We start from the raw sequence: 19,440 nt of genomic DNA on the forward strand, positions 1-19,440 counted from the left end.
CCTTGTATTCCCTTCTTACATATACTTCTTCAATTCACCGATGATACTTTGCTCTTCTTGTACATATCCTGATATGTCGTACTGTTCGTTTTCTTCATTAAAATGAAAACGGTCAACCATCGTTTCGGATTTGATTCTCGAGAGAAGCTTGCCCTCACTTGCCGGTACCTGCGCTTCAAAAGGCGTTAACAGTTCTTGGCGCAAATAACGCTGGATGGCTTCCTTAAACTTTTCAGCATCCTCCTCAAATCTTGCACTGACCATGATATGATTCTTTCCAACGGACGGGATAAAGTCAGGCAGCTTTTGATCGCGTTTGTTATAAGCCGTCAGCACCGGGATATCATCTGCTTCAAGCTCTTCCAGCAAGCGAAGCACCGTTTTTTCGTGCCCTGTGTACTCCTCATTTGAGGAATCAATCAGATGCAGAATCACATCCGCTTCTTTTACTTCTTCAAGCGTTGAGCGGAATGCAGCGATCAGTGTCGTCGGAAGATCTTGAATAAATCCGACCGTATCTGACAGGAGCACGCTGTAGCCGCTTGGCAGCACCATTTTTCTGGTCATAGGGTCCAGCGTGGCAAACAGAAGGTCTTCTTCATAGCTGTCAGCGCTTGTCAGGCGGTTAAACCACGTTGATTTCCCCGCGTTCGTATACCCGACAAGAGCGATTTGCAGCACACCGTTTTTCTTTCTTCTTTCCCGATAGCGGCTTCTATGGCGAATGACAGCGGATAACTGCGTGTTAATTTCATGAATGCGATTTCTAATATGGCGGCGATCGGTCTCCAGTTTTGTTTCCCCCGGTCCTCTCGCGCCGATCCCTCCGCCTTGCCGGGAAAGGTTGATCCCCTGTCCCGTCAGACGCGGGAGAGCATACTGGAGCTGAGCCAGCTCGATTTGAAGCTTTCCTTCTCTTGTTCTTGCTCTTTTCGCAAAAATATCTAATATCAATTGCGTGCGGTCGATGATTTTTACTTCAATCGCAGTTGCCAAGGACTTCAGCTGGCTTGGTGACAGTTCATCATTAAAAATAAGAAGATCGGCTTCAAGCTCTTCAACGAGCGTCTTCAGCTCTTCAACCTTCCCTTTTCCTATATATGTAGCTGCGTCAGCCCGGTTTCGTTTTTGCGTGACGCTGGTCAATACCGTTCCATCTGCTGTTTTTGTCAGTGATGCAAGCTCTTCCATGGAATTTTCAAAATGCTCATCTGTGATATGGGGCAGCTGACATCCGACTAAAATGGCCTTTTCCTGTCTTATTTCTTGTTCGTTCAAATGGATGTTCCTTTCTATTGCATATTGGGCAGTAGTATTATCATACCAAACCCTGCATGTGTATACCACAAATCGATTGCTGTGAAAAGCAAGAAATACATTAGAAAAAAAGACCTCTCACAGGAAGAGGTCTATATCGAGCCAGCGGCGTCTTCTTTGATTGAAAGATCTTGGCTTTTAATGGTCATCAAATCGCTTTTTAAGTATTGGTCGCCCATTAGAAGTCTCATGGCTTGCGCTCTGATCGATTTTTCTATGACATTTCTGACAAAACGGCCATTGCTGAATTTAATGGGACTTGTTGTGCTTTTGACTGTCATTAAGTAATCCTTTAATTTCCATTCGGCTTCCTGACTGAGCTGGTATTCCCGCTCTGCGATCATTCGTTTCGCAATTTCCATAAGCTGATTGACGGAATAATCCGGGAAATCGATGGAGATGGGAAATCTGGATTGGAGACCGGGATTCAATGATAAAAAATGCTCCATTTCCCGTGAATATCCGGCAAGAATTAAAATGAATTCATGCTGTTTGTCTTCCATATGCTTGACGAGCGTGTCGATCGCTTCTTTTCCGAAGTCCTTTTCGCCGCCCCTTGCAAGGGAATAGGCTTCGTCTATAAACAAAATGCCGCCTAATGACTTTTTGATTAAATCCCTCGTCTTTTGGGCGGTGTGGCCAATGTATTCCCCGACCAAGTCCGCGCGTTCCGCTTCGATCAGGTGGCCTTTTGACAGTACGTTCATTTCAAAGAACAGCCGGCCGATAAGCCGCGCAACTGTCGTTTTCCCAGTTCCCGGATTTCCTTTAAACATCATATGCAGCGCTTGCTTTCCCACCTTCAAGCCCTGTTCCGCACGTTTTTGATTGACAAAAATCCAAGCGTATATTTCCTTAATGTTTCGTTTCATTTCCTCCATTCCAACCAGTGTGTTCATCTCTTTTTCTATTTCCTTCAAAATGCCGTGCTTAGCTTCGTTTTTTTGCAAAGCCGCTTGATATTCCGCCTCTGCCTCAGCGTTTGTCAGCACCTGCTTCTGTCCGTTAAGAATAATGTTGATCTGTCCGTTGTTTTTATAAGTCACAGCGCGCTCCAACATTTTCACCTCTCAGTTCTCTCTATATGATATTCAAGCGTATGCCTTATGTGACAAACGCCTATCATGTGTCGAAACAAATGCTTTTTTTTCGGGAACAATGGGGAATCCTGCGCTTTCCCGAGAAATACTTTATTTCTTATTGTATTCACGAACACAGGGTGGACAAACCAAGAGATTTTATTTTCAGTAAATTTGTTAGAACAATCAGCTATGAAGGCGATATTTCTTCGAGGTATAAACCTCAGTCAAGATATTTTCAAGGGCGGTCTCTGTTATTTCTATTTTAAAACAGCATATTGTGCAGATATGCTTGTGATGAGCTGAGGGATTTGTGAATTATCAGATATACTTTCCTTTCACTTCAGTAGGTTGACATGAAAGTAAACCCCAGTCTGCATGAACGGCGTCTACTTCAACAGCTGAGCTTCTCTTACTGTTCGTCAATTGTGACAGCTTTTCTTTCGGTCCGTCGAATTTGATTTCTCCCTCATCAATCAGGATGATCCGTTTACATAAACGTTCAACGTCATCAATTTGATGGGAGGTGAGAAGATAGGATGAAGAAATTTCTGTGTATTCTTCTTTTCGCAGGATATCTAAACCGATTGTCGGTTCATCGAGAAAGAGGATTTTCGGTTGATGTATAAAAGCCAGCAATTTTTTGGAAGAAACCCGGGTAAACACCCGGGAAATCAACTTTCCTGAGAGACTAAGCCTAGGATGATGTCAAATACCCATACTTCTTCAAATACAAATGCCAATAATCCGATGAAGAACTGGAGAGAAAATAATGGCACCGAGGAAAAGAGTGAGTATAAACGTTAACCCATGCGAACCATGAGTGATATTAATAGGAAACAAAAAGAATGTCTGAACGCTATTTCCATTGAGTACGTTCTGACTGACCTCCAAAACCACAGTCGGGCCGCAAAAAGCGCATATGGATGTCATCATCATTTCCCCCTCCGCTTTCTGCTGAATTCGATAGAATCCCCCCCTTTTTTAAGCCGATTAGAAGGCACACTTTTAGCAACCTTCCTGTCGCATCCTGTTGAATTGTGCGCTTTCCCGAGAAATAATTTTTCGGGTAATAGGGGTTATTTCCTCATTTTTCTGCCGGATGATAATCGTACAAGCAGAAGCCGTCTTTTTTCATATCCTGTAATGAGGTGATGGAGAATGGTTAAAATATTTATTGATCCAGGTCATGGCGGGTCCGATCCAGGCGCAACAGGCAATGGTCTCCAAGAAAAAACGTTAACCTTGCAAATCGCTTTAGCTTTACGCACTATATTGACGAATGAGTATGAGGGTGTTACTGTGCTGCTGAGCCGGACAAGCGACCAATATGTCAGCTTAAGCGACCGGACAAATGCTGCAAATAACTGGGGAGCCGATTTCTTTTTATCCATTCACATTAATTCCGGGGGCGGAACAGGTTTCGAAAGCTACATTTATCCGGGAGTCGGAGCACCGACAACGACTTACCAATCAGAGATTCACTCTGAAGTCATACAAGCTGTCGACTTTTCCGATCGCGGTAAAAAAACAGCAAACTTCCACGTATTAAGGGAATCCTCAATGCCTGCCCTGCTTACGGAAAACGGTTTTATTGATACGGTTACAGATGCGAACAAGCTTAAAACGAGCAGTTTTATTCAAAGCTTGGCAAGAGGACATGCAAACGGGTTGGAGCAAGCCTTCAGCCTTCAAAAGACATCCAACTCAGGGTTATATAAGGTTCAAATCGGGGCTTTTAAGGTCAAAGCAAATGCGGACAATCTTGCAACCAGCGCAGAGTCTAAGGGCTTTGACGCCATTGTGCTCTTAAAGGACGGATTATATAAAGTTCAGATCGGCGCTTTTTCTTCCAAAGATCATGCCGATGCCCTTGCTGCCAGAGCTGAGAATACCGGCTTTGACGCTATGGTGTTCCTAGAAACATAATACTGCTGCGGACGAGCATGCCTGATAAAAAAAACCGGTTCCTCTTCATGAGAAACCGGGTTTTTTTATTCAAGAATGTCAACCACGAATTGCGACCATGTTTCCAGACGGTTATAAATGTCTGTTTGTTTTAGTTCAGAAATTTTCATCCATTTACCCGCGATTTGCTCTTTCTCTTTGACTTCCACATGTGAGCCTGGCTTTAATTGAAGCGCAGATAGAATACCGATATGCACTTTACCGACACTGTTGTCATCATCATTTATCAAACCTAATGTGACAATGGCCTGCTTATCCTCTTCTTCGATTTGCAGTTCTTCATCAAGCTCCCGGTCTGTGTTCAGCTTTAAGACCTCGGCAAAGGATGCAGCTCCTTCAATATGATTCATATGGCCGCCAAAGCCAAGAGAAAGCTTATTGTGAAGACGTGATTCTCCGCCGCCAGCCAGCCGCTCATAAAGGAAAACTTCATCCTCGCGTTTAATGACGACATAAGGAATCGGCTGCTTATAATGAGGATCTTCTTCTGCGTCTCCCCTTCTCATTTCAGAATAGGTCGCCTCAATTTGAGCCATAATTTCTGCTACTCGGGCATCTTCACTGTTTACGCCTTGAAAAGTCAATTTTTCTTTTTTAAACACTTCATCGCGCGGAGCGACCAAGATGATTTCATCCATTTTTCCCATGATTACTGCGTCCTCCTATTTCAACCTTCAAGCCGAAAAGAGCAGATATTATATCTGCTCTTTTTCATCATCAAAGAAAAAGTCATCATCTTTGATCGGCTCAACGGTCGCTTTTTTGTACCCGTTCCCCTTCATGGAGAAGAAGTCATGTGATTTTGTTTTTGTATTTAATCCGTTTAAAACGATTGGATTAATGTCTTCCTCTTCAAAGTAAGGATCAAATCCAAGGTTCATCAGCGCTTTATTCGCATTATAGCGGATGAACTTCTTGACATCGTGCGAGAGTCCGACTTGATCGTATAAGTCCTCGGTATACTCAAGCTCATTCTCATAAAGCTCATTCAAAAGGTCAATGGCAAATTCGCGAAGCTCTGCTTTTGTTTCTTCTGTCTGCTTATTGTAGATTTCTTGAGCGAGAAGACCGACATAAACACCGTGAATCGCTTCATCACGAAGGATCAGGTTGATAATTTCACCGCTTTGCATCAGTTTTCCTTGTCCGTAGAAATATAACGGATAATAGAAACCGCTATAGAATAGGAAGCTTTCTAAATACACAGATGCAACCATTGCTTTGAACAGTGAAATCTCGTCATCTTTTTTAATCGCTTTGTAGAGTCCGACGATGATTTGCGCTTTTTTCTGCAAAAATTTGTTTTGTTTGACCCATTCGAATACTTCATTAATCGTTTCAGTCGGTGCCAGTGTCATGAAAATATTAGAGTACGATTTTGCGTGAACGGCGTTCTCCATCATCGCCATAAAATTCAGCACGGCTTTCCGCTGGTGGCCGTCTACGTGTTCAGCCACGATCGGCATTCCTGTATTCCCCTGCTCTGTATCAAGAAGAGTCAATCCGGCCAGTACCTTCATATACGTGTCTTGCTCGTTTTTCCCAAGGTACTTCCAAGTGAGGAGATCGCCGTTTAAAGCAATCTCTTCCGGAAGCCAGAACTGTTTCACATTTTGGTTATAGAACATTTGGGTAAAGTCGTCTTCATGCTTTGACCAGTTTGCTGCGTCATAAATTTTCGTCACTATAAACTCTCCTTTAATCAAACAACACAAGAAAGGCAGCTGTCTTGCCCAGTATCTTTCGTTCTTGCATAGTAAATGGTTTTAATTCCTCTGTGATGTGCATACAAATCAATCCGGTTTAAATCACGAGTCGTCATTGTATCTTTTAGGAACAATGTAAAGCTGATTCCCTGATCAACGTGCTGCTGGATTGTCGCGATCATATCTACGACTTTGAACATATCCATATCATAGGCTTCTTTGTAGAAGAACCAGTTATTAGATGCAAGCCCAGGCATTGGGTAGTACGTTTTTGAGTTGCCGTATGTTCTTTCTTCAATCCGTTCCATAATCGGCATGACAGATGCCGTGCTTGACTGAACGTATGAAATCGAGCCTGTCGGCGCAATGCATAATCTGTAGCTGTGATACATGCCGTGTTCAGCGACAAATGCTTTTAATTGTTTCCAGTCCTCTGTCGTCGGGATATGCATACCTTCAAACAGATTTGCGATTTTTTCGTATTTCGGCGAGAAATCAGCTGAAACGTATTTATCGAAGTATTCACCAGTTGCATAGGTTGATCCTTCATATTGATCAAACGTCTCGCCCTTCTCTTTTGCGATCTCTGCAGAACGCTGGATAGAGTAGAAGTTCACCATCATAAAGAATGTGTTCGCAAAGTCGCGCGCTTCTGGACTTTCATACGCGATGCCGTTTTGCGCCAGGTATCCGTGAAGGTTCATAGCGCCGAGACCGATTGATTTCATCGCTTTGTTTGCCCGTCTTACAGCAGGTGCATTACGGATATCAGTCGTTTCAGATACGTGAGTTAAAGAATCAGTCGCAAGCTTAACAGTCTTTTCGATCGATTTGTGCTCCATCACGTTGAGAATGTTAAGCGATCCCAGGTTGCAGGAAATATCCAAGCCGATTTCATCTTCTACATCGTAGTCTGTGTAAGAAGAAACCTGAGATGCCTGCAGCACTTCAGAGCAAAGGTTAGAAAATTTCACCTTTGAAATATGGTTATTCGCATGTACTTTGTTGACATTATCCTGGAACATGATGTATGGATAGCCTGATTCAGAACGAAGCACCGCCAGTTTTTCGAGCAATTTCCGCGGGTTGATTTTCTCTTTTTTCACCCGGGGGTTGTCGACGAACTTATCGTACATTTCATTCATGTCCATTTCGTCCATGTGCTGTCCGTACTCTTTATAGATGGTATGCGGATAGAATACATAAGCCGCTTTGTCCTCACGCGCAAGCTCAACGAACTTGTCCGGAATGACTACACCGATAGAAAGTGTTTTGACGCGCACATCCTCGTCGGCAGAAATCTTTTTCGTATCGAGAAAATCATTGATATCGCGGTGGAAAATGTTTAAATACGCCGCACCAGATCCTTGTCTTTGTCCCATTTGGTCAGCATAACGGAACGCGTTATCAAGAAGCTTCATGACGCCTACAACGCCTTTTGTGGCATTTTCAACATCTTTGATGGCTTCACCTTTCGCGCGAAGCTTGGACAGATTAAGAGAAACCCCGCCGCCCAGTTTAGAAAGCTGCATGGAGATATCGATCGCTCTTGAAATGTCGTTTAAAGAATCATTGACTTCGAGCAAGAAGCAGCTCACCAGTTCTCCGCGGCGTTTTCTGCCCGCGTTCAAAAATGTCGGTGTGCTCGGCTGATATTCCTGATTGATCATCAGGTTGACATATTCTTTTGCTTTCTTAGTGTCGCCGTTTGCGAAGAACAGCGCAACAATTGAGATTCGGTCCTCATAACGCTCGAGGATTTTTTTCTTGTCATTCGTTTTCAAAGCATAGTCATTATAGAATTTAAACGCACTCATGAAGGAAGGAAAACGAAACTTCTTAGCGTAAGCTGTCTTAAACACTTCTTTAATGTCTTCAAAAGAATAAAGGCTTAAAAATTCTTCTTCATAGTATTGATTTTCAATCAAATAATCCAACTTCTCTTTTAAATCGTGAAAGAATACTGTGTTTTGATTGATATAATCTACAAAATAGCTATGTACAGCCTCTTTATCCTTATCAAACTGGAATTTTCCATCTTTTTGGATCATGATTTCGTTATTTAACTGGATCCATTTTGGCACTTGATTTTGTGACAACTCTTTCTACCTCCTGAGTAAACAATTCAACGTCTTTAGATGTGCCGCTGAGTTCAAATTTGTGCAAAATCGGCACCTGATATTGTCTTGAAATGGTATCGGCGCTTTTCGCAAAGTTATCGCCCCATACTTTATTGCCGCTCGCAGCGACTCCTAATAAGAGATGGGCGTATTTTTCGAGAAATGATTGTGTTGATGCCGGTACCTGGCCGAAGTTTGTCGTGTAGGTGACCAAAACAAACGGAGTGTCCTGGTGGTCAATTTCGTCCACCTTGCGTATTTGCTGAAAGTCTATTTTATTCACAAAGCGCTGAACATTCCCTGTTTTTGAATCAAATATGATTTGTACCACGTTTTATCACGACCTATCAAAAAATATGAATCTCTCAACTACTAACACTATATATAGTATACTACCCTCTGGCAAAAACACAATATATAGATTCGTTTTAATAAAAAATTCATATTTTCTCTCTGGCACCCTCATCAGGGCCCAAAAAAGAGAGCAGAACGAGAATCATCTCTCATCCTACTCGAAGTGTCGTTTTTAAGCCGATGTATATCATAACATGAAAAAAAACTGCTTAGTAGTCTAGATTTTTTTTTCTTATACTGTCACAGCATTTTTCGCTTTCGACTGTTTCTTCTATTTCTGCGTCAGCGCCGATTTCTTCTAAAACTGCCTTCAATGCGCTTATAATTGAGGCTTCTCTGATTAATTCTTTTCCATTAACAATAATACTCGTTCCATATTCATAGCAGGAATCGTCTTCACAGATTTCTTCCCAGTGATTGACAATAATCTTATGCTTCATCATTTCACCCTCTGTATGTTCTGTGTCAGTATTCAGTTTAGCGGCCTGCGTCTGCTTTGTAAAATTCCATGCTTGTGAATTTTATTCAAGCTCATCAGACGGAAACGCTTTTTTAAGCTTTACCTTGTTATCAGCCTCATTATACTCATAAATTTCTATATTGCCGTCATTTACGATTCCAAAATGATTATTTTCGAGCGGAAATGAACTTGGCTGGGGCGTTTCATAAGAATCTCCGCTATCTGTTTCAATTACTGTTTCATCCCTCCCGCACGCACCAAACAATAAGAACACAGCAATCCAGACAAGTGCAATTCTGATTCGTCTCAACTCCGCTTCAGATTCAGAAAACATTCGTTCACTCCTCTTGCGTTCAAATTTTTTACATTATATACACTTTCCCCCTTCTTATGTTCTCATTATAAAAAAGACCACGCAAGATAAAAAACAAGAGAGGCTGCTGTGCTAGCCTTTCAGCCCCTCCCTTTCTTACTTCTGTACATAAATGGATACTGAACCTCCGTTTACATGAAACTCTCCCGATCCATCAGAATGTATCGTAACAGGATCGGAGCGGTTCCCAGTAATGTCATACCATGTCTCGCCGGCATTTTGCTTTCCGACGTACATCCTCTTTAACCCGCCAGGACCGTCTGTGATTAATGCAGCCAATCCTGATTGGGCGGCCGATTGATCACCTTCCCTCGTCCAGCCAATCACATCCTCATGGTCAAAATAATCATGCTGGGTCCCGTATGCATAATGTTTACGCGCTTTTAAAATGGGTTCTATTTTATTTTTGAGCGACGGAATTTCCCTTGACGATGAACCCTTTGTTCCATACATATCCCCATAGAAAACCTGCGGGTAACCAGCCTCTCTTGTTAAAATGAAGGCATAAGCGAGGGGCTTAAACCATGTTTGTACAGTCGACTCCAATGATTGCCCCGGCTGTGTATCATGATTTTCCACAAATGTTACCGCTTGCATCGGATGCTTCGATACGACAGTGCCATCCAGCAAATGTCTCATATCATAGCCGCCCCCCTGTGAGGATGCAGCCTGCAAATGATAGTGAAGCGGGACATCAAAAACAGATTGCTTAAAATCAGTTTTATTCAAATAGTTTTCGAGCTCGTTCAGGTTATTTTGCCAATACTCTGCAACTGTAAACATTTCCTTTCCTGTTGATTGTCTGACTGCCTTTACCCAATCACTCAGAAAAGAAAATTTAATATGTTTAACAGCATCGAGCCGAAAACCGTCGAGTTGAAGCTCGTTTGCATACCAGGTACCCCATCTTTTCGTTTCTGCGACAACATCTGGATGATCATAGTCGACGTCTGCATACATCAAATAATCGTAGTTGCCGTTTTCCCTTGATACTTCCCAATCCCATGCCTTTCCATCCCCTTGAAACTTATAGATGCGGTTCAGCTTTCGGGATTCGTCCCAATCCGCTCCGTCGAAATGGTACCAATGCCACTTAAAATCGCTGTACGTGCTTCCGCGGCCCGGGTAATGAAAGCCTGTCCATGCTTTTATTTGATACTCTCCTGATGTTTCCTGATTTCTATCGTTTGGATTCACTTCGACCGCGGTTACATCTTCCGTTGCATCCGCGCCTGCCTTATGATTCAAAACAACATCACCGTATACTTGGATGTTTTGCGAATGCAGGGAGCTGATCGCTGACTGAAGCTCCGGTTTTGTACCGTATTTTGTGCGCATCGTCCCTTTTTGCTGAAATTCTCCTAAATCGTACAAATCATATGGGCCATATCCATTGTCAGATTGACTCGTTCCTTTGTATGCAGGCGGAATCCATACAGCAGTGATTCCAATTTCAGATAAATGCCCCGCATCTCCTTGCAAGCGTTTCCAATGTAGTCCGTCATTAGGCAGGTACCATTCAAAGTACTGCATCAGCGTGCCATTTACGCTTGCAGCCCAAGTTTTAGATACCGGCAGCGTGACAAACAGTAGTGTTAAGAAAAACACCAGACCCCATGATATGGCACGTTTTCGTTTGTGATTCATTTCCCTCTCCCCTTTCCAGCATGATCACAAATCATTGTACAACAATAGGAGTTTTACACAAATAACCAATTTCCTATATTTTTTGTAATCTCTATAGGAACTTCTGCGACACAAAAAAACTCGGGCTTTCAGCCCGAGGTTTTTCTATTTCGTTTTTATCTTTATGGTCTATTCTAATTCAAGCTGGACATTTTTTTGCGGTGCAAAAGTCGAGATCGCATGTTTATATATAAGCTGCTGCTTACCTTCCGATTCTAGCAATACGGTAAAGTTATCAAAGCCTTTCACCTGGCCGCGCAATTGAAAGCCGTTCAGTAAAAAAACAGTGACATACGTATTTTCTTTGCGGATTTGATTCAAAAACTGATCCTGAATATTAATCGGTTTCATGTTTCGTCCTCCTTGATTCTCTATATCATACAGTTTCGATTAAAGTTGCAGTTTTCCTGCTATATGTGTGAAAATTTCCTTTTTTTTCAGCTTCATATCAACAGGCGGGGTCATATCGAACCAGTCAACCGGCATTTTGTTGCGAAACCACGTCAGCTGGCGTTTCGCATACCGTCTGGAGTTTTGTTTTAATTGCTCGACAGCCTCAGAAAGTGTCACAAATCCGTCAAAATATGCGTACAGCTCCTTGTAGCCGATTGCCTGTATCGATTGACAGTCTCTCAATTTTCGATCGTAGAGCTGTTTCACTTCCGGCAGAAGTCCGGCTTCCATCATCAGATCAACTCGCTGATTAATCCTGTCGTAAAGCGTGTCTCTGTCCATTGTAAGCCCGATTAATACAGCATTGTACAGCAGCTCCCGCTTTTGCTCTTTTAAATGCTGTGACATCGTTTTACCAGATGTATGTAAAATCTCCAGTGCGCGAATTACTCTTCTTGTATTATTCGGATGAATCGCTTTTGCTGCCTCCGGATCAGCCGCAGCCAGCTTAGCATGAAGGAATTCAGCTCCCTCCTGCGCCGCAGCCTTCTGCATTTCTTCCCGAAACGTCGGATCATTCGCCTCTTCCGTAAAGGTATAATCGTAAAGGACGGATTGAATGTAAAGCCCCGTACCGCCTACAATCATCGGAAGATTTCCTTTTTTTGCGATTTCGCTGATTTTATTTCTGACCAAACCTTGATAATCCGCGGTGGAAAAAGAATCTGCCGGGTCTAGAATGTCAATCAGATGATGCGGCACACCTTCTGTCTCCTGTTCAGAGATTTTAGCTGTCCCGATGTCCATTCCTTTATAAACCTGCATGGAATCTCCGCTGATAATTTCCGCGTTCAAATCCTTAGCAAGCTGAATGCTTAAATTGGTTTTCCCCACTGCCGTTGGTCCGACTAATATGACAACGGGCTGTTTGTTATTTTTCACTATGTATCACTCTCTTTTACAAATCTCCCCCCATTATAACATTCATCATATATAACCACCTATCCATTTTGCCCTTTTTTTGCAGCAGTAAACATCTCTTCTACCAGCCAAGAGGCTCATTTCCGACGATTTCCCGTGTCTTGCCTTTCAAATGATGGCGATGCGTTTTTTTGCTGTGATTTCGGGGATCGTACACAACGCCTCCGTAACGGATCTGAATCGGCTCGTTATAAGCGAGATAAGTATTTTCTTCAATTTCGTGATAATGTGTGCCGTCAGCCCTGGGAATGGCAGGGCCCGAGATCCCGTAATAGCGGTGGAAATGGCCATTTTCAAACGAAGTAATCCCAGTGAAGTAGTGTGTATGGCGATCCGTATTCGTTCCGTTTGCCGGCTGAGTAAAACCTTCAATGATATGATAATGCCCCTGTTCACTGGTTGTTTTAGCACGATAAGCATGTACGTGAGGCGGCGCCATGGCCCAGTCAGACTGATACAGGCCCAATCAATTCACTCTCCTTCTTTTTCAGCTGAACGCCCAATCAAATTTGGGTAGGCTGAATACACTGCATCATCTACACTTTATTATTGGAGGAAAGAAAAAATGAACGAAGTGGAATATTTCACTGACGAAAATGATGCAAGAATCTTTGGCAGACCAGGGTTCGGCTACGGCTTTGGACGGCCAGGTTTTGGATTTGGAAGACCTGGATTTGGCTATGGCTTTGGACGGCCGTTTGGATTTTACGGAGGACCTTTTTTTGGCGGGCTGGTAGGCGGACTTGTAGGAAGTGCTTTATTTAACCCTTATTTTTATGGCGGATATCCTTATCCCCCGTACCCATATTACTACTAAACCCAGCAGACCCCTTATAAAAGGGGTCTTTTTTATCCCCCGAATCTGAGTTGAAATGAATCTCTTGACTCATACATAGGTTTGCACTAATATTTTTCTAGCTGATGATCTTTTCATTACCTTACATTTATCATATTTTGAGTGAGGAGGATTACGATGTTGATCGGATACTTATTCCTCACAATTGCCATATGCTCAGAATCAATCGGAGCGGCCATGCTGAAAGTGTCTGACGGCTTCAAAAAGTGGAAGCCGAGTGCATTGGTCGTGATTGGTTATTCCCTTGCCTTTTATATGCTGTCGCTTACTTTAAACCGCATCCCTCTAAGCCTTTCATATGCGACATGGAGCGGCGTGGGTACCGTGCTGACGGCCGTTATCGGGGCAAAATTTTTCAAGGAAAAACTGAATGTAAAAGGATTTATTGGGATTGGTCTATTAATTTCAGGTGTCGTGCTGCTTAATTGGCAGTAAGGGAGTGTTGTATATGAGAGGATTTCTTTATTTGGCTCTTGCCATATTATCTGAGGTATTTGGGAGCACAATGCTCAAACTCTCCGAAGGTTTTACGCAATTCTGGCCTATTATCGGAGTGGCTGCCGGATTTCTGTCCGCCTTCACATTTTTAAGCTTTTCTTTAAGAACCATAGACTTATCAAGCGCTTACGCCACTTGGTCCGGTATCGGGACGGCGCTTACAGCGGTAGTCGGTTTTTTGCTTTTTGGCGAAACCATCAGCTTGAAGGGTATATTTGGGCTGACACTCATTATTGCAGGCGTTGTGCTGTTAAATCAGTCAAAAGCCCCTAATAAAGAAAAAAAGCAGACGGCCTGTCAGTGACCGTCTGCTTTTTTATGATTGCTCAGAAATTTTTACAGCAGCTTCTAGCTGCAGTTCGACGTTTCCTTGAATGGCTCGTGAGATCATGCAGGAAGATTCCGCTTTTTCACAAAGCTTGCGGGCTAACGCAACGTCTTCTTCTGAGGCATCGTGTCTGAGGACTACTGCGGGGCGGTGAATGATTTTTTTGTATGTAAAGATCCCTCTTGTCACATCGACTATGCCTTCTGATTCCATCTGCAGATCTTCTTTTTCCAGTCCGCTTCTTTCCATCATAGCAGCAAGCGTAATAATATAACAGGTTGCCGCTGCCCCAAGAAGCATTTCATCCGGGTTGGTCCCCTCCCCCGGTCCGTCCATTTCTTTAGGAATAGAAATAGACGTGATGAGATTGCCGCTTTCGATTGTGCCGACATCATTGCGTTTTCCCGGCCAATTCGCTTTTAAATAAAAATGATGATCTGCCATTTGATTGCCTCCTTCAATGGATTCCATTTCAAGTCTACTGATCTTCCTTAATTTTGTCCTCTGATTTGCTTATTAGGAATATTCTTTTTCAAGTACATGTTTTATCGCCCGGACATAAGAGTAGAATTCACTGGTTTTCGTGTATTTCCTATCTTTATAGTAAAAATCATCAAAAAAGGCTTCTCTCTGTTCACGGCTGATTTCCAGCTGGATACTCAGCCCGGTTTCCCCCTGGTTATTAATGTTATCTGCACTTAATCCTGCAAGGCCGCTTTGAGAGGACGCTAATTCAGCGGAAAACCCTCTTTTTTCAAGAGCTCTGACAATCATTTTCGCCCGCTTACGGTCTGTTCCTCCGACAAGTGTATTTTTCTTTTCTCCTTTATATCCGTGAAAAGCGACAACGTACTGGTGCTCCTTGATCTTCTCTTCAGCCAATGGCTCATCAAAGTTGGTGCTTGTAATGTGCAGCGTTTGATTATCATGTGACTTTAAGCCCTCAAACAGGTAAGTCGAGTAGTCATCGTTGAAATAACGCACAAGCTCACTTACTCCGCCTTCAATTCTTCCGCCGTGCGGAGACATGATTAAAATTTTGCTCCCTTTTTTCTCTTGATAAGAAATATCATAATCAGCAGGGTCCTCATTCTCTGCCAGACTGCTGAAATTTGAATATGTATCCGGCTGGTTAGATGGTTCAGGTTCTAATGAGTAATGAACATATCTTATGAATAAGACTATGGCTAAGACGAATATGACATTTAGTAAAAATCTTCTCATGTTAAACTCCTTTCACAAGAATGGCAAGGTTCATTATATGAGGTATAGTCAATAGGTTTTATCTTACCATTGTATACACCATATCATCAGTGAAAAAGTTCCCGGTTTCAAAAAATCAATTGAATGTCACATTTATCAGCGGTTATATTGAAATATCAGTGAAAAAAGATTGAGAGGAAAAACAGAAAAGGTAGGAATAACCTCACTTGGTAATTAAATGTATAGAGGAATAAGAAAGGTTTTACTAAAAACCAGGCTGTCCGGGATGCTGAAGCGGACAGCTGTTATAGTCCTGCGAACCAGGGTTCTTGCTTCCTTGTTCGCACAAAGTCACAGGAGAGGATAGAGTCCAATAAAAACGTTCTGATCTGATGGTTCGTAAAACAAAAAGCTTTAATTTGTGTTTTGCTTTTCTGCCTGACGATAATCGTTCTTTTTGTTATGGTGCCGTCTTTCTTCATATATATAATGCTGATTGGTATCTGATCTTCCAAAGACCGGCGTAAGAAGATATTCATGCGATCTATCGCTCCCTCCTATTTGATATATATATAAATGATAATACGAACAAACGTTCTTTTTCAATACCCAATGATTAACAGTACACATGATTCTTTCGTATCAGATTCAAAAGATTCATAAAAACAAACTCTTGTCCGCCTCCTCTAAAGGACAAACAAACTTACCAAACATACGATCCACTCATAGAGTATACAGAGAACTTCATAATAGGAGGAAAATCGATGTTTGGCTACTCTATGGTACAAATGGTGAGAGCAAACGCTCATAAGCTTGATTGGCCGTTGCGTGAAAGCGTCTTGCAGCTCTACAAGCCCTTCAAGTGGACTCCTTGCTTTTTACATCAGTTTTTTGAAACAACATTAAAAAACAGAAAAAAAATGTCGGTCATCATTGAATTCGAGGAAGGCTGCCATGAGGCCGGCTTTCAAATGGCGGGACAGGTTTTACAAAAAGAAAAACGCAGTAAGCTAAAAAACCGTTTTAACAAAATCAATTGCTGCAGCGCAGAGGTTACCCCTTCAGCATTGCATTCTCTTCTTTCTGAATGCAGCGATATTCGCAAAGTGTATTTAAACCGCGAAGTCAAAGCGCTTCTTGACACAGCAGCCGAAGCAAGCCATGCAAAGGAAGTCGTCAGAAGCGGGCAAACCTTAACCGGTAAAGGCGTTACAGTCGCAGTCGTCGATACAGGAATCTACCCGCACCCTGACTTAGAGGGAAGAATTATTGGATTTGCCGATATGGTAAACCAAAAAACAGAGCCTTATGATGATAATGGACATGGCACACACTGCGCAGGTGATGTCGCAAGCAGCGGCGCGTCATCTTCCGGCCAATACCGCGGACCTGCACCGGAAGCCAATCTAATCGGAGTAAAAGTGCTGAACAAACAAGGTTCAGGCACGTTAGCGGACATTATTGAAGGCGTCGAATGGTGTATTCAATATAATGAGGACAATCCGGATGAACCAATTGATATTATCAGCATGTCCCTTGGCGGCGATGCGCTGCGTTATGACAATGAACTGGAAGATCCATTAGTCAAAGCAGTTGAAGAAGCTTGGAACGCCGGGATTGTCGTCTGTGTTGCTGCCGGAAATTCAGGCCCTGATCCGCAGACAATTTCAAGCCCTGGTGTAAGCGAAAAAGTCATTACTGTCGGCGCGTTTGACGATAACAATACAGTAAGCAGCGAAGATGATACAGTTGCTTCTTTCTCAAGCCGCGGACCGACTGTATACGGGAAAGAAAAACCCGATATTTTAGCACCGGGCGTAAACATCATTTCCCTTCGCTCACCGAATTCATATATCGATAAGCTGCAAAAATCAAGCCGTGTAGGGTCTCAGTATTTTACAATGTCGGGGACATCAATGGCAACGCCGATCTGTGCGGGAATCGCCGCCTTAATACTCCAGCAAAATCCAGATCTTACGCCGGACGAAGTGAAAGAGCTGCTCAAAAATGGGGCTGATAAATGGTCAGGCGAAGACCCGAATATTTACGGTGCCGGAGCAATCAATGCTGAGAAAGCTATTCCTGGTGAATAAGATTGCATGATCTTCGTGAACACTGCTGGTTCGTTAAAGGGTCAGCAGTGTTTTTAGCATACATAAGCCGGTATATCCCAGCAGAGTGTAAAACATAAAACAATTGGGAATAGTTACAGTATAGATCAAAAGGAGGAATGACTGATGGCACTCAACAACACTGAGCTTTCTGAATGGTTGAGAGAGCGGATCGGCCAGACGCTTGATATTAGAAAAGGCGAACTGACCAATAACCAAGACGAGATTTCAGATTTGGATCAGATTGTTCTTCACCTTCAAAAAGTGGGCATACGCAGCGCAAACCACCCTGACGACTATGTTGCAAATGACGAACTCGTCCTGGAAGGCGAAGGAACAACCTTTACTGAAGCTGGGGACGTACCGCTTCCGCAGAACGCTTATGAAATTCCTTTATTAGGGGATATTCACATTCACCAAGAAAATGGCGGATTGAAGGTACTGACAGATCGTGCGGTATATACTATTGATGTACAAAACAAATGAAGAAACTTTTCATCTGGTCGAAAGAATACAGCGCCTTTGACATTGCTCCAAAGGCGCTTGTTTGCATGGAATCATTTCCTTACCCGCAAGCCGATATTTTCGTCCCAAAACTATTGAACGGCACCTGAAATAGATATATAGTTTTAGACATAACAGGCTGTCGTTTTCAATGGGATTCTGTTATACAGATTGCGCAAAGCTTTCTTTTACATCTGGTCTAAACTGAATAAATGCATCTGTCTTAATTTATTAGGCGAGGAGAATGAAAATGGAAAATTTGATGTTTCATCCGCATGCTAAAGAGTTTCATGAAAACCCCTTTTCAGTTTTAGGCCGTTTTAGAGAACACGCACCCATTCATCGATTCGAATTACACCGTTTTGGAAGTACATATCCGGCGTGGTTAATCACCCGTTACGATGATTGCATGGCATTTCTTAAAGACAACCGAATTACAAGAGACGTTAAAAACGTAATGAGCAAAGAACAAATTGAAATGCTCAATGTCAGTGAAGACGTTGATTTTGTATCAGATCATATGCTGGCAAAAGACACACCTGACCATACTCGTTTAAGGTCACTGGTTCACCAAGCATTTACCCCCCGCACCATTGAAAATCTACGCATCAGCATCGAACAAATTACTGAACGATTGTTAGATGAAATGGAAAAAGAGAATGAAACAGACTTTATGGCATCCTTTGCCTCTCCGTTACCGTTTATCGTGATTTCTGAAATGATGGGCATACCGAAAGAGGATCGGGCACAGTTTCAAATATGGACCAATGCCATGGTTGATACTTCAGAGGCCAACCGAGAACTGACCAATCAGGCTCTTCGGGAGTTTAAAGACTATGTTGGCAAGTTAATTCAAGAAAGAAGAATACAGCCAAAAGACGATTTGATCAGTAAACTTGTGCATGCTGAAGAAGACGGCCAAACGTTAAGTGAAAAAGAACTTTACTCTATGCTGTTCCTTTTGGTGGTAGCAGGACTTGAAACGACGGTTAACTTAATCGGTTCTGGCACCCTTGCATTGCTTCAGCACAAGGAAGAATTAGAGAAACTGAAACTGCATCCTGAAATGATAGATACAGCCGTTGAAGAATTGCTGCGTTACACCTCCCCTGTCGTTATGATGGCAAATCGGTGGGCCATTGAAGACTTCTCCTACCAAGGCCATTCTATCAAAAAGGGAGACATGATTTTTATAGGAATCGGTTCTGCCAATCGAGATCCTGAACGATTTGAAAATCCAGAAACATTCGATATAACCAGAACACCTAATCGGCATATCTCTTTCGGCTTTGGGATACACTTCTGTTTAGGAGCGCCGCTGGCAAGATTGGAAGGACAAATTGCGTTTAACGCACTGCTGAAACGATTTCCGCAAATTGAACTTACGGTAACGCCAGAAGAGTTGAAATGGAGAAAAAATGCTTTTTTAAGAGGATTAGAAAGTCTTCCGGTCTCACTTGCAAGGAAAGATTCACTTTCACACCTCAGCTGATTTCTTCCAGC

The 19,440-nt window shown here is 42.7% G+C and carries 23 protein-coding genes; 7 read left to right on the top strand and 16 right to left on the bottom strand.

Annotated features, from left to right (window positions below; genetic code table 11):
• Positions 1-15: 15 nt before the first annotated feature.
• The 3 genes from hflX to LNN34_RS06750 form a co-directional block, all read right to left on the bottom strand.
• Complete coding sequence (gene hflX / locus LNN34_RS06740) at positions 16-1,278, bottom strand: GTPase HflX (protein WP_099042969.1); 1,263 nt, start codon at positions 1,276-1,278, stop codon at positions 16-18.
• A gap of 131 nt (positions 1,279-1,409) precedes the next feature.
• On the bottom strand, positions 1,410-2,378 hold the full coding sequence (gene spoVK / locus LNN34_RS06745) for a stage V sporulation protein K (protein WP_044155785.1): 969 nt from the start codon (positions 2,376-2,378) through the stop codon (positions 1,410-1,412).
• 339 nt (positions 2,379-2,717) lie between these two features.
• Positions 2,718-3,035, bottom strand: a complete 318-nt coding sequence (locus tag LNN34_RS06750; RefSeq protein WP_229043021.1) for a hypothetical protein — start codon at positions 3,033-3,035, stop codon at positions 2,718-2,720.
• 522 nt (positions 3,036-3,557) lie between these two features.
• Between LNN34_RS06750 and LNN34_RS06755 the strand changes: the two genes are divergently transcribed.
• Complete coding sequence (locus LNN34_RS06755) at positions 3,558-4,325, top strand: N-acetylmuramoyl-L-alanine amidase (protein ID WP_199397654.1); 768 nt, start codon at positions 3,558-3,560, stop codon at positions 4,323-4,325.
• A gap of 65 nt (positions 4,326-4,390) precedes the next feature.
• Here the strand turns inward: LNN34_RS06755 and LNN34_RS06760 are convergent, their stop codons facing one another.
• The 10 genes from LNN34_RS06760 to LNN34_RS06805 form a co-directional block, all read right to left on the bottom strand.
• Positions 4,391-5,011: a hypothetical protein gene (locus tag LNN34_RS06760; RefSeq protein WP_044155790.1), complete on the bottom strand. Its 621-nt coding sequence runs from the start codon at positions 5,009-5,011 to the stop codon at positions 4,391-4,393.
• 48 nt (positions 5,012-5,059) lie between these two features.
• A complete protein-coding gene (nrdF, locus tag LNN34_RS06765; protein ID WP_044155791.1) occupies positions 5,060-6,049 on the bottom strand; it encodes a class 1b ribonucleoside-diphosphate reductase subunit beta in 990 nt (329 codons plus the stop codon).
• A 17-nt stretch (positions 6,050-6,066) separates the two neighbouring features.
• Positions 6,067-8,169, bottom strand: a complete 2,103-nt coding sequence (gene nrdE, locus LNN34_RS06770) for a class 1b ribonucleoside-diphosphate reductase subunit alpha (protein WP_202647311.1) — start codon at positions 8,167-8,169, stop codon at positions 6,067-6,069.
• Positions 8,129-8,521, bottom strand: coding sequence for a class Ib ribonucleoside-diphosphate reductase assembly flavoprotein NrdI (gene nrdI, locus LNN34_RS06775; protein WP_044155794.1), 393 nt, complete (start codon positions 8,519-8,521; stop codon positions 8,129-8,131). Before nrdI ends, nrdE begins: the two co-directional genes overlap by 41 nt.
• 232 nt (positions 8,522-8,753) lie before the next feature.
• A complete protein-coding gene (locus tag LNN34_RS06780) occupies positions 8,754-8,984 on the bottom strand; it encodes a hypothetical protein (protein ID WP_024121497.1) in 231 nt (76 codons plus the stop codon).
• 81 nt (positions 8,985-9,065) lie between these two features.
• On the bottom strand, positions 9,066-9,338 hold the full coding sequence (locus LNN34_RS06785; protein WP_024121496.1) for a YmzC family protein: 273 nt from the start codon (positions 9,336-9,338) through the stop codon (positions 9,066-9,068).
• Positions 9,339-9,473: 135 nt separating this feature from the next.
• Complete coding sequence (gene amyS, locus LNN34_RS06790) at positions 9,474-11,024, bottom strand: alpha-amylase (protein ID WP_229043022.1); 1,551 nt, start codon at positions 11,022-11,024, stop codon at positions 9,474-9,476.
• A gap of 168 nt (positions 11,025-11,192) precedes the next feature.
• Positions 11,193-11,414, bottom strand: coding sequence for an RNA chaperone Hfq (gene hfq, locus LNN34_RS06795; RefSeq protein ID WP_003221097.1), 222 nt, complete (start codon positions 11,412-11,414; stop codon positions 11,193-11,195).
• A gap of 39 nt (positions 11,415-11,453) precedes the next feature.
• Positions 11,454-12,398, bottom strand: coding sequence for a tRNA (adenosine(37)-N6)-dimethylallyltransferase MiaA (gene miaA, locus LNN34_RS06800; protein ID WP_229043023.1), 945 nt, complete (start codon positions 12,396-12,398; stop codon positions 11,454-11,456).
• A 100-nt stretch (positions 12,399-12,498) separates the two neighbouring features.
• A complete protein-coding gene (locus LNN34_RS06805) occupies positions 12,499-12,876 on the bottom strand; it encodes a YmaF family protein (protein WP_081638307.1) in 378 nt (125 codons plus the stop codon).
• A gap of 126 nt (positions 12,877-13,002) precedes the next feature.
• Between LNN34_RS06805 and LNN34_RS06810 the strand changes: the two genes are divergently transcribed.
• The 3 genes from LNN34_RS06810 to LNN34_RS06820 all read left to right on the top strand — a co-directional run bounded on the left by LNN34_RS06810 (position 13,003) and on the right by LNN34_RS06820 (position 14,095).
• Positions 13,003-13,254, top strand: a complete 252-nt coding sequence (locus tag LNN34_RS06810; RefSeq protein WP_044155798.1) for a hypothetical protein — start codon at positions 13,003-13,005, stop codon at positions 13,252-13,254.
• A gap of 156 nt (positions 13,255-13,410) precedes the next feature.
• A complete protein-coding gene (gene ebrA, locus LNN34_RS06815; RefSeq protein ID WP_059292733.1) occupies positions 13,411-13,728 on the top strand; it encodes a multidrug efflux SMR transporter subunit EbrA in 318 nt (105 codons plus the stop codon).
• Between the two features lie 13 nt (positions 13,729-13,741).
• Entirely contained in the window at positions 13,742-14,095 is a 354-nt protein-coding gene (locus LNN34_RS06820) for a DMT family transporter (protein ID WP_044155801.1), read from the top strand.
• Positions 14,096-14,107: 12 nt separating this feature from the next.
• On the opposite strand, the gene LNN34_RS06825 is transcribed toward LNN34_RS06820, so the two are convergent.
• From LNN34_RS06825 to LNN34_RS06835, 3 genes are all read right to left on the bottom strand, one after another.
• A complete protein-coding gene (locus LNN34_RS06825; RefSeq protein WP_059292734.1) occupies positions 14,108-14,563 on the bottom strand; it encodes an OsmC family protein in 456 nt (151 codons plus the stop codon).
• Between the two features lie 72 nt (positions 14,564-14,635).
• Positions 14,636-15,343: a poly-gamma-glutamate hydrolase family protein gene (locus tag LNN34_RS06830; protein WP_044155804.1), complete on the bottom strand. Its 708-nt coding sequence runs from the start codon at positions 15,341-15,343 to the stop codon at positions 14,636-14,638.
• Between the two features lie 284 nt (positions 15,344-15,627).
• Complete coding sequence (locus LNN34_RS06835; RefSeq protein ID WP_044155805.1) at positions 15,628-15,861, bottom strand: hypothetical protein; 234 nt, start codon at positions 15,859-15,861, stop codon at positions 15,628-15,630.
• Positions 15,862-16,086: 225 nt separating this feature from the next.
• Between LNN34_RS06835 and LNN34_RS06840 the strand changes: the two genes are divergently transcribed.
• The 3 genes from LNN34_RS06840 to LNN34_RS06850 all read left to right on the top strand — a co-directional run bounded on the left by LNN34_RS06840 (position 16,087) and on the right by LNN34_RS06850 (position 19,429).
• Positions 16,087-17,415 carry a S8 family peptidase gene (locus tag LNN34_RS06840; protein ID WP_215510478.1) on the top strand — a complete coding sequence of 443 codons (1,329 nt, stop codon included), beginning with the start codon at positions 16,087-16,089 and terminating at the stop codon, positions 17,413-17,415.
• A gap of 144 nt (positions 17,416-17,559) precedes the next feature.
• A complete protein-coding gene (locus tag LNN34_RS06845; RefSeq protein WP_024121485.1) occupies positions 17,560-17,919 on the top strand; it encodes a hypothetical protein in 360 nt (119 codons plus the stop codon).
• A 268-nt stretch (positions 17,920-18,187) separates the two neighbouring features.
• A complete protein-coding gene (locus LNN34_RS06850; protein ID WP_059292736.1) occupies positions 18,188-19,429 on the top strand; it encodes a cytochrome P450 family protein in 1,242 nt (413 codons plus the stop codon).
• Positions 19,430-19,440: the final 11 nt, after the last annotated feature.

This window comes from Bacillus sp. AF23, from assembly GCF_020861455.1.
Classification (GTDB): Bacteria; Bacillota; Bacilli; order Bacillales; family Bacillaceae; genus Bacillus; species Bacillus halotolerans.

Excerpts from the sequence above, each read along its gene's own strand:
- spoVK (WP_044155785.1), bottom strand. The coding sequence starts at position 2,378 with ATGTTGGAGCGCGCTGTGACTTATAAAAACAACGGACAGATCAACATT.
- LNN34_RS06755 (WP_199397654.1), top strand. The coding sequence starts at position 3,558 with ATGGTTAAAATATTTATTGATCCAGGTCATGGCGGGTCCGATCCAGGC.
- LNN34_RS06760 (WP_044155790.1), bottom strand. The coding sequence starts at position 5,011 with ATGGGAAAAATGGATGAAATCATCTTGGTCGCTCCGCGCGATGAAGTG.
- LNN34_RS06780 (WP_024121497.1), bottom strand. The coding sequence starts at position 8,984 with ATGAAGCATAAGATTATTGTCAATCACTGGGAAGAAATCTGTGAAGAC.
- LNN34_RS06785 (WP_024121496.1), bottom strand. The coding sequence starts at position 9,338 with ATGTTTTCTGAATCTGAAGCGGAGTTGAGACGAATCAGAATTGCACTT.
- amyS (WP_229043022.1), bottom strand. The coding sequence starts at position 11,024 with ATGAATCACAAACGAAAACGTGCCATATCATGGGGTCTGGTGTTTTTC.
- hfq (WP_003221097.1), bottom strand. The coding sequence starts at position 11,414 with ATGAAACCGATTAATATTCAGGATCAGTTTTTGAATCAAATCCGCAAA.
- LNN34_RS06805 (WP_081638307.1), bottom strand. The coding sequence starts at position 12,876 with ATGGCGCCGCCTCACGTACATGCTTATCGTGCTAAAACAACCAGTGAA.
- LNN34_RS06810 (WP_044155798.1), top strand. The coding sequence starts at position 13,003 with ATGAACGAAGTGGAATATTTCACTGACGAAAATGATGCAAGAATCTTT.
- ebrA (WP_059292733.1), top strand. The coding sequence starts at position 13,411 with ATGTTGATCGGATACTTATTCCTCACAATTGCCATATGCTCAGAATCA.
- LNN34_RS06820 (WP_044155801.1), top strand. The coding sequence starts at position 13,742 with ATGAGAGGATTTCTTTATTTGGCTCTTGCCATATTATCTGAGGTATTT.
- LNN34_RS06825 (WP_059292734.1), bottom strand. The coding sequence starts at position 14,563 with ATGGCAGATCATCATTTTTATTTAAAAGCGAATTGGCCGGGAAAACGC.
- LNN34_RS06830 (WP_044155804.1), bottom strand. The coding sequence starts at position 15,343 with ATGAGAAGATTTTTACTAAATGTCATATTCGTCTTAGCCATAGTCTTA.
- LNN34_RS06835 (WP_044155805.1), bottom strand. The coding sequence starts at position 15,861 with ATGAATATCTTCTTACGCCGGTCTTTGGAAGATCAGATACCAATCAGC.
- LNN34_RS06840 (WP_215510478.1), top strand. The coding sequence starts at position 16,087 with ATGTTTGGCTACTCTATGGTACAAATGGTGAGAGCAAACGCTCATAAG.
- LNN34_RS06845 (WP_024121485.1), top strand. The coding sequence starts at position 17,560 with ATGGCACTCAACAACACTGAGCTTTCTGAATGGTTGAGAGAGCGGATC.
- LNN34_RS06850 (WP_059292736.1), top strand. The coding sequence starts at position 18,188 with ATGGAAAATTTGATGTTTCATCCGCATGCTAAAGAGTTTCATGAAAAC.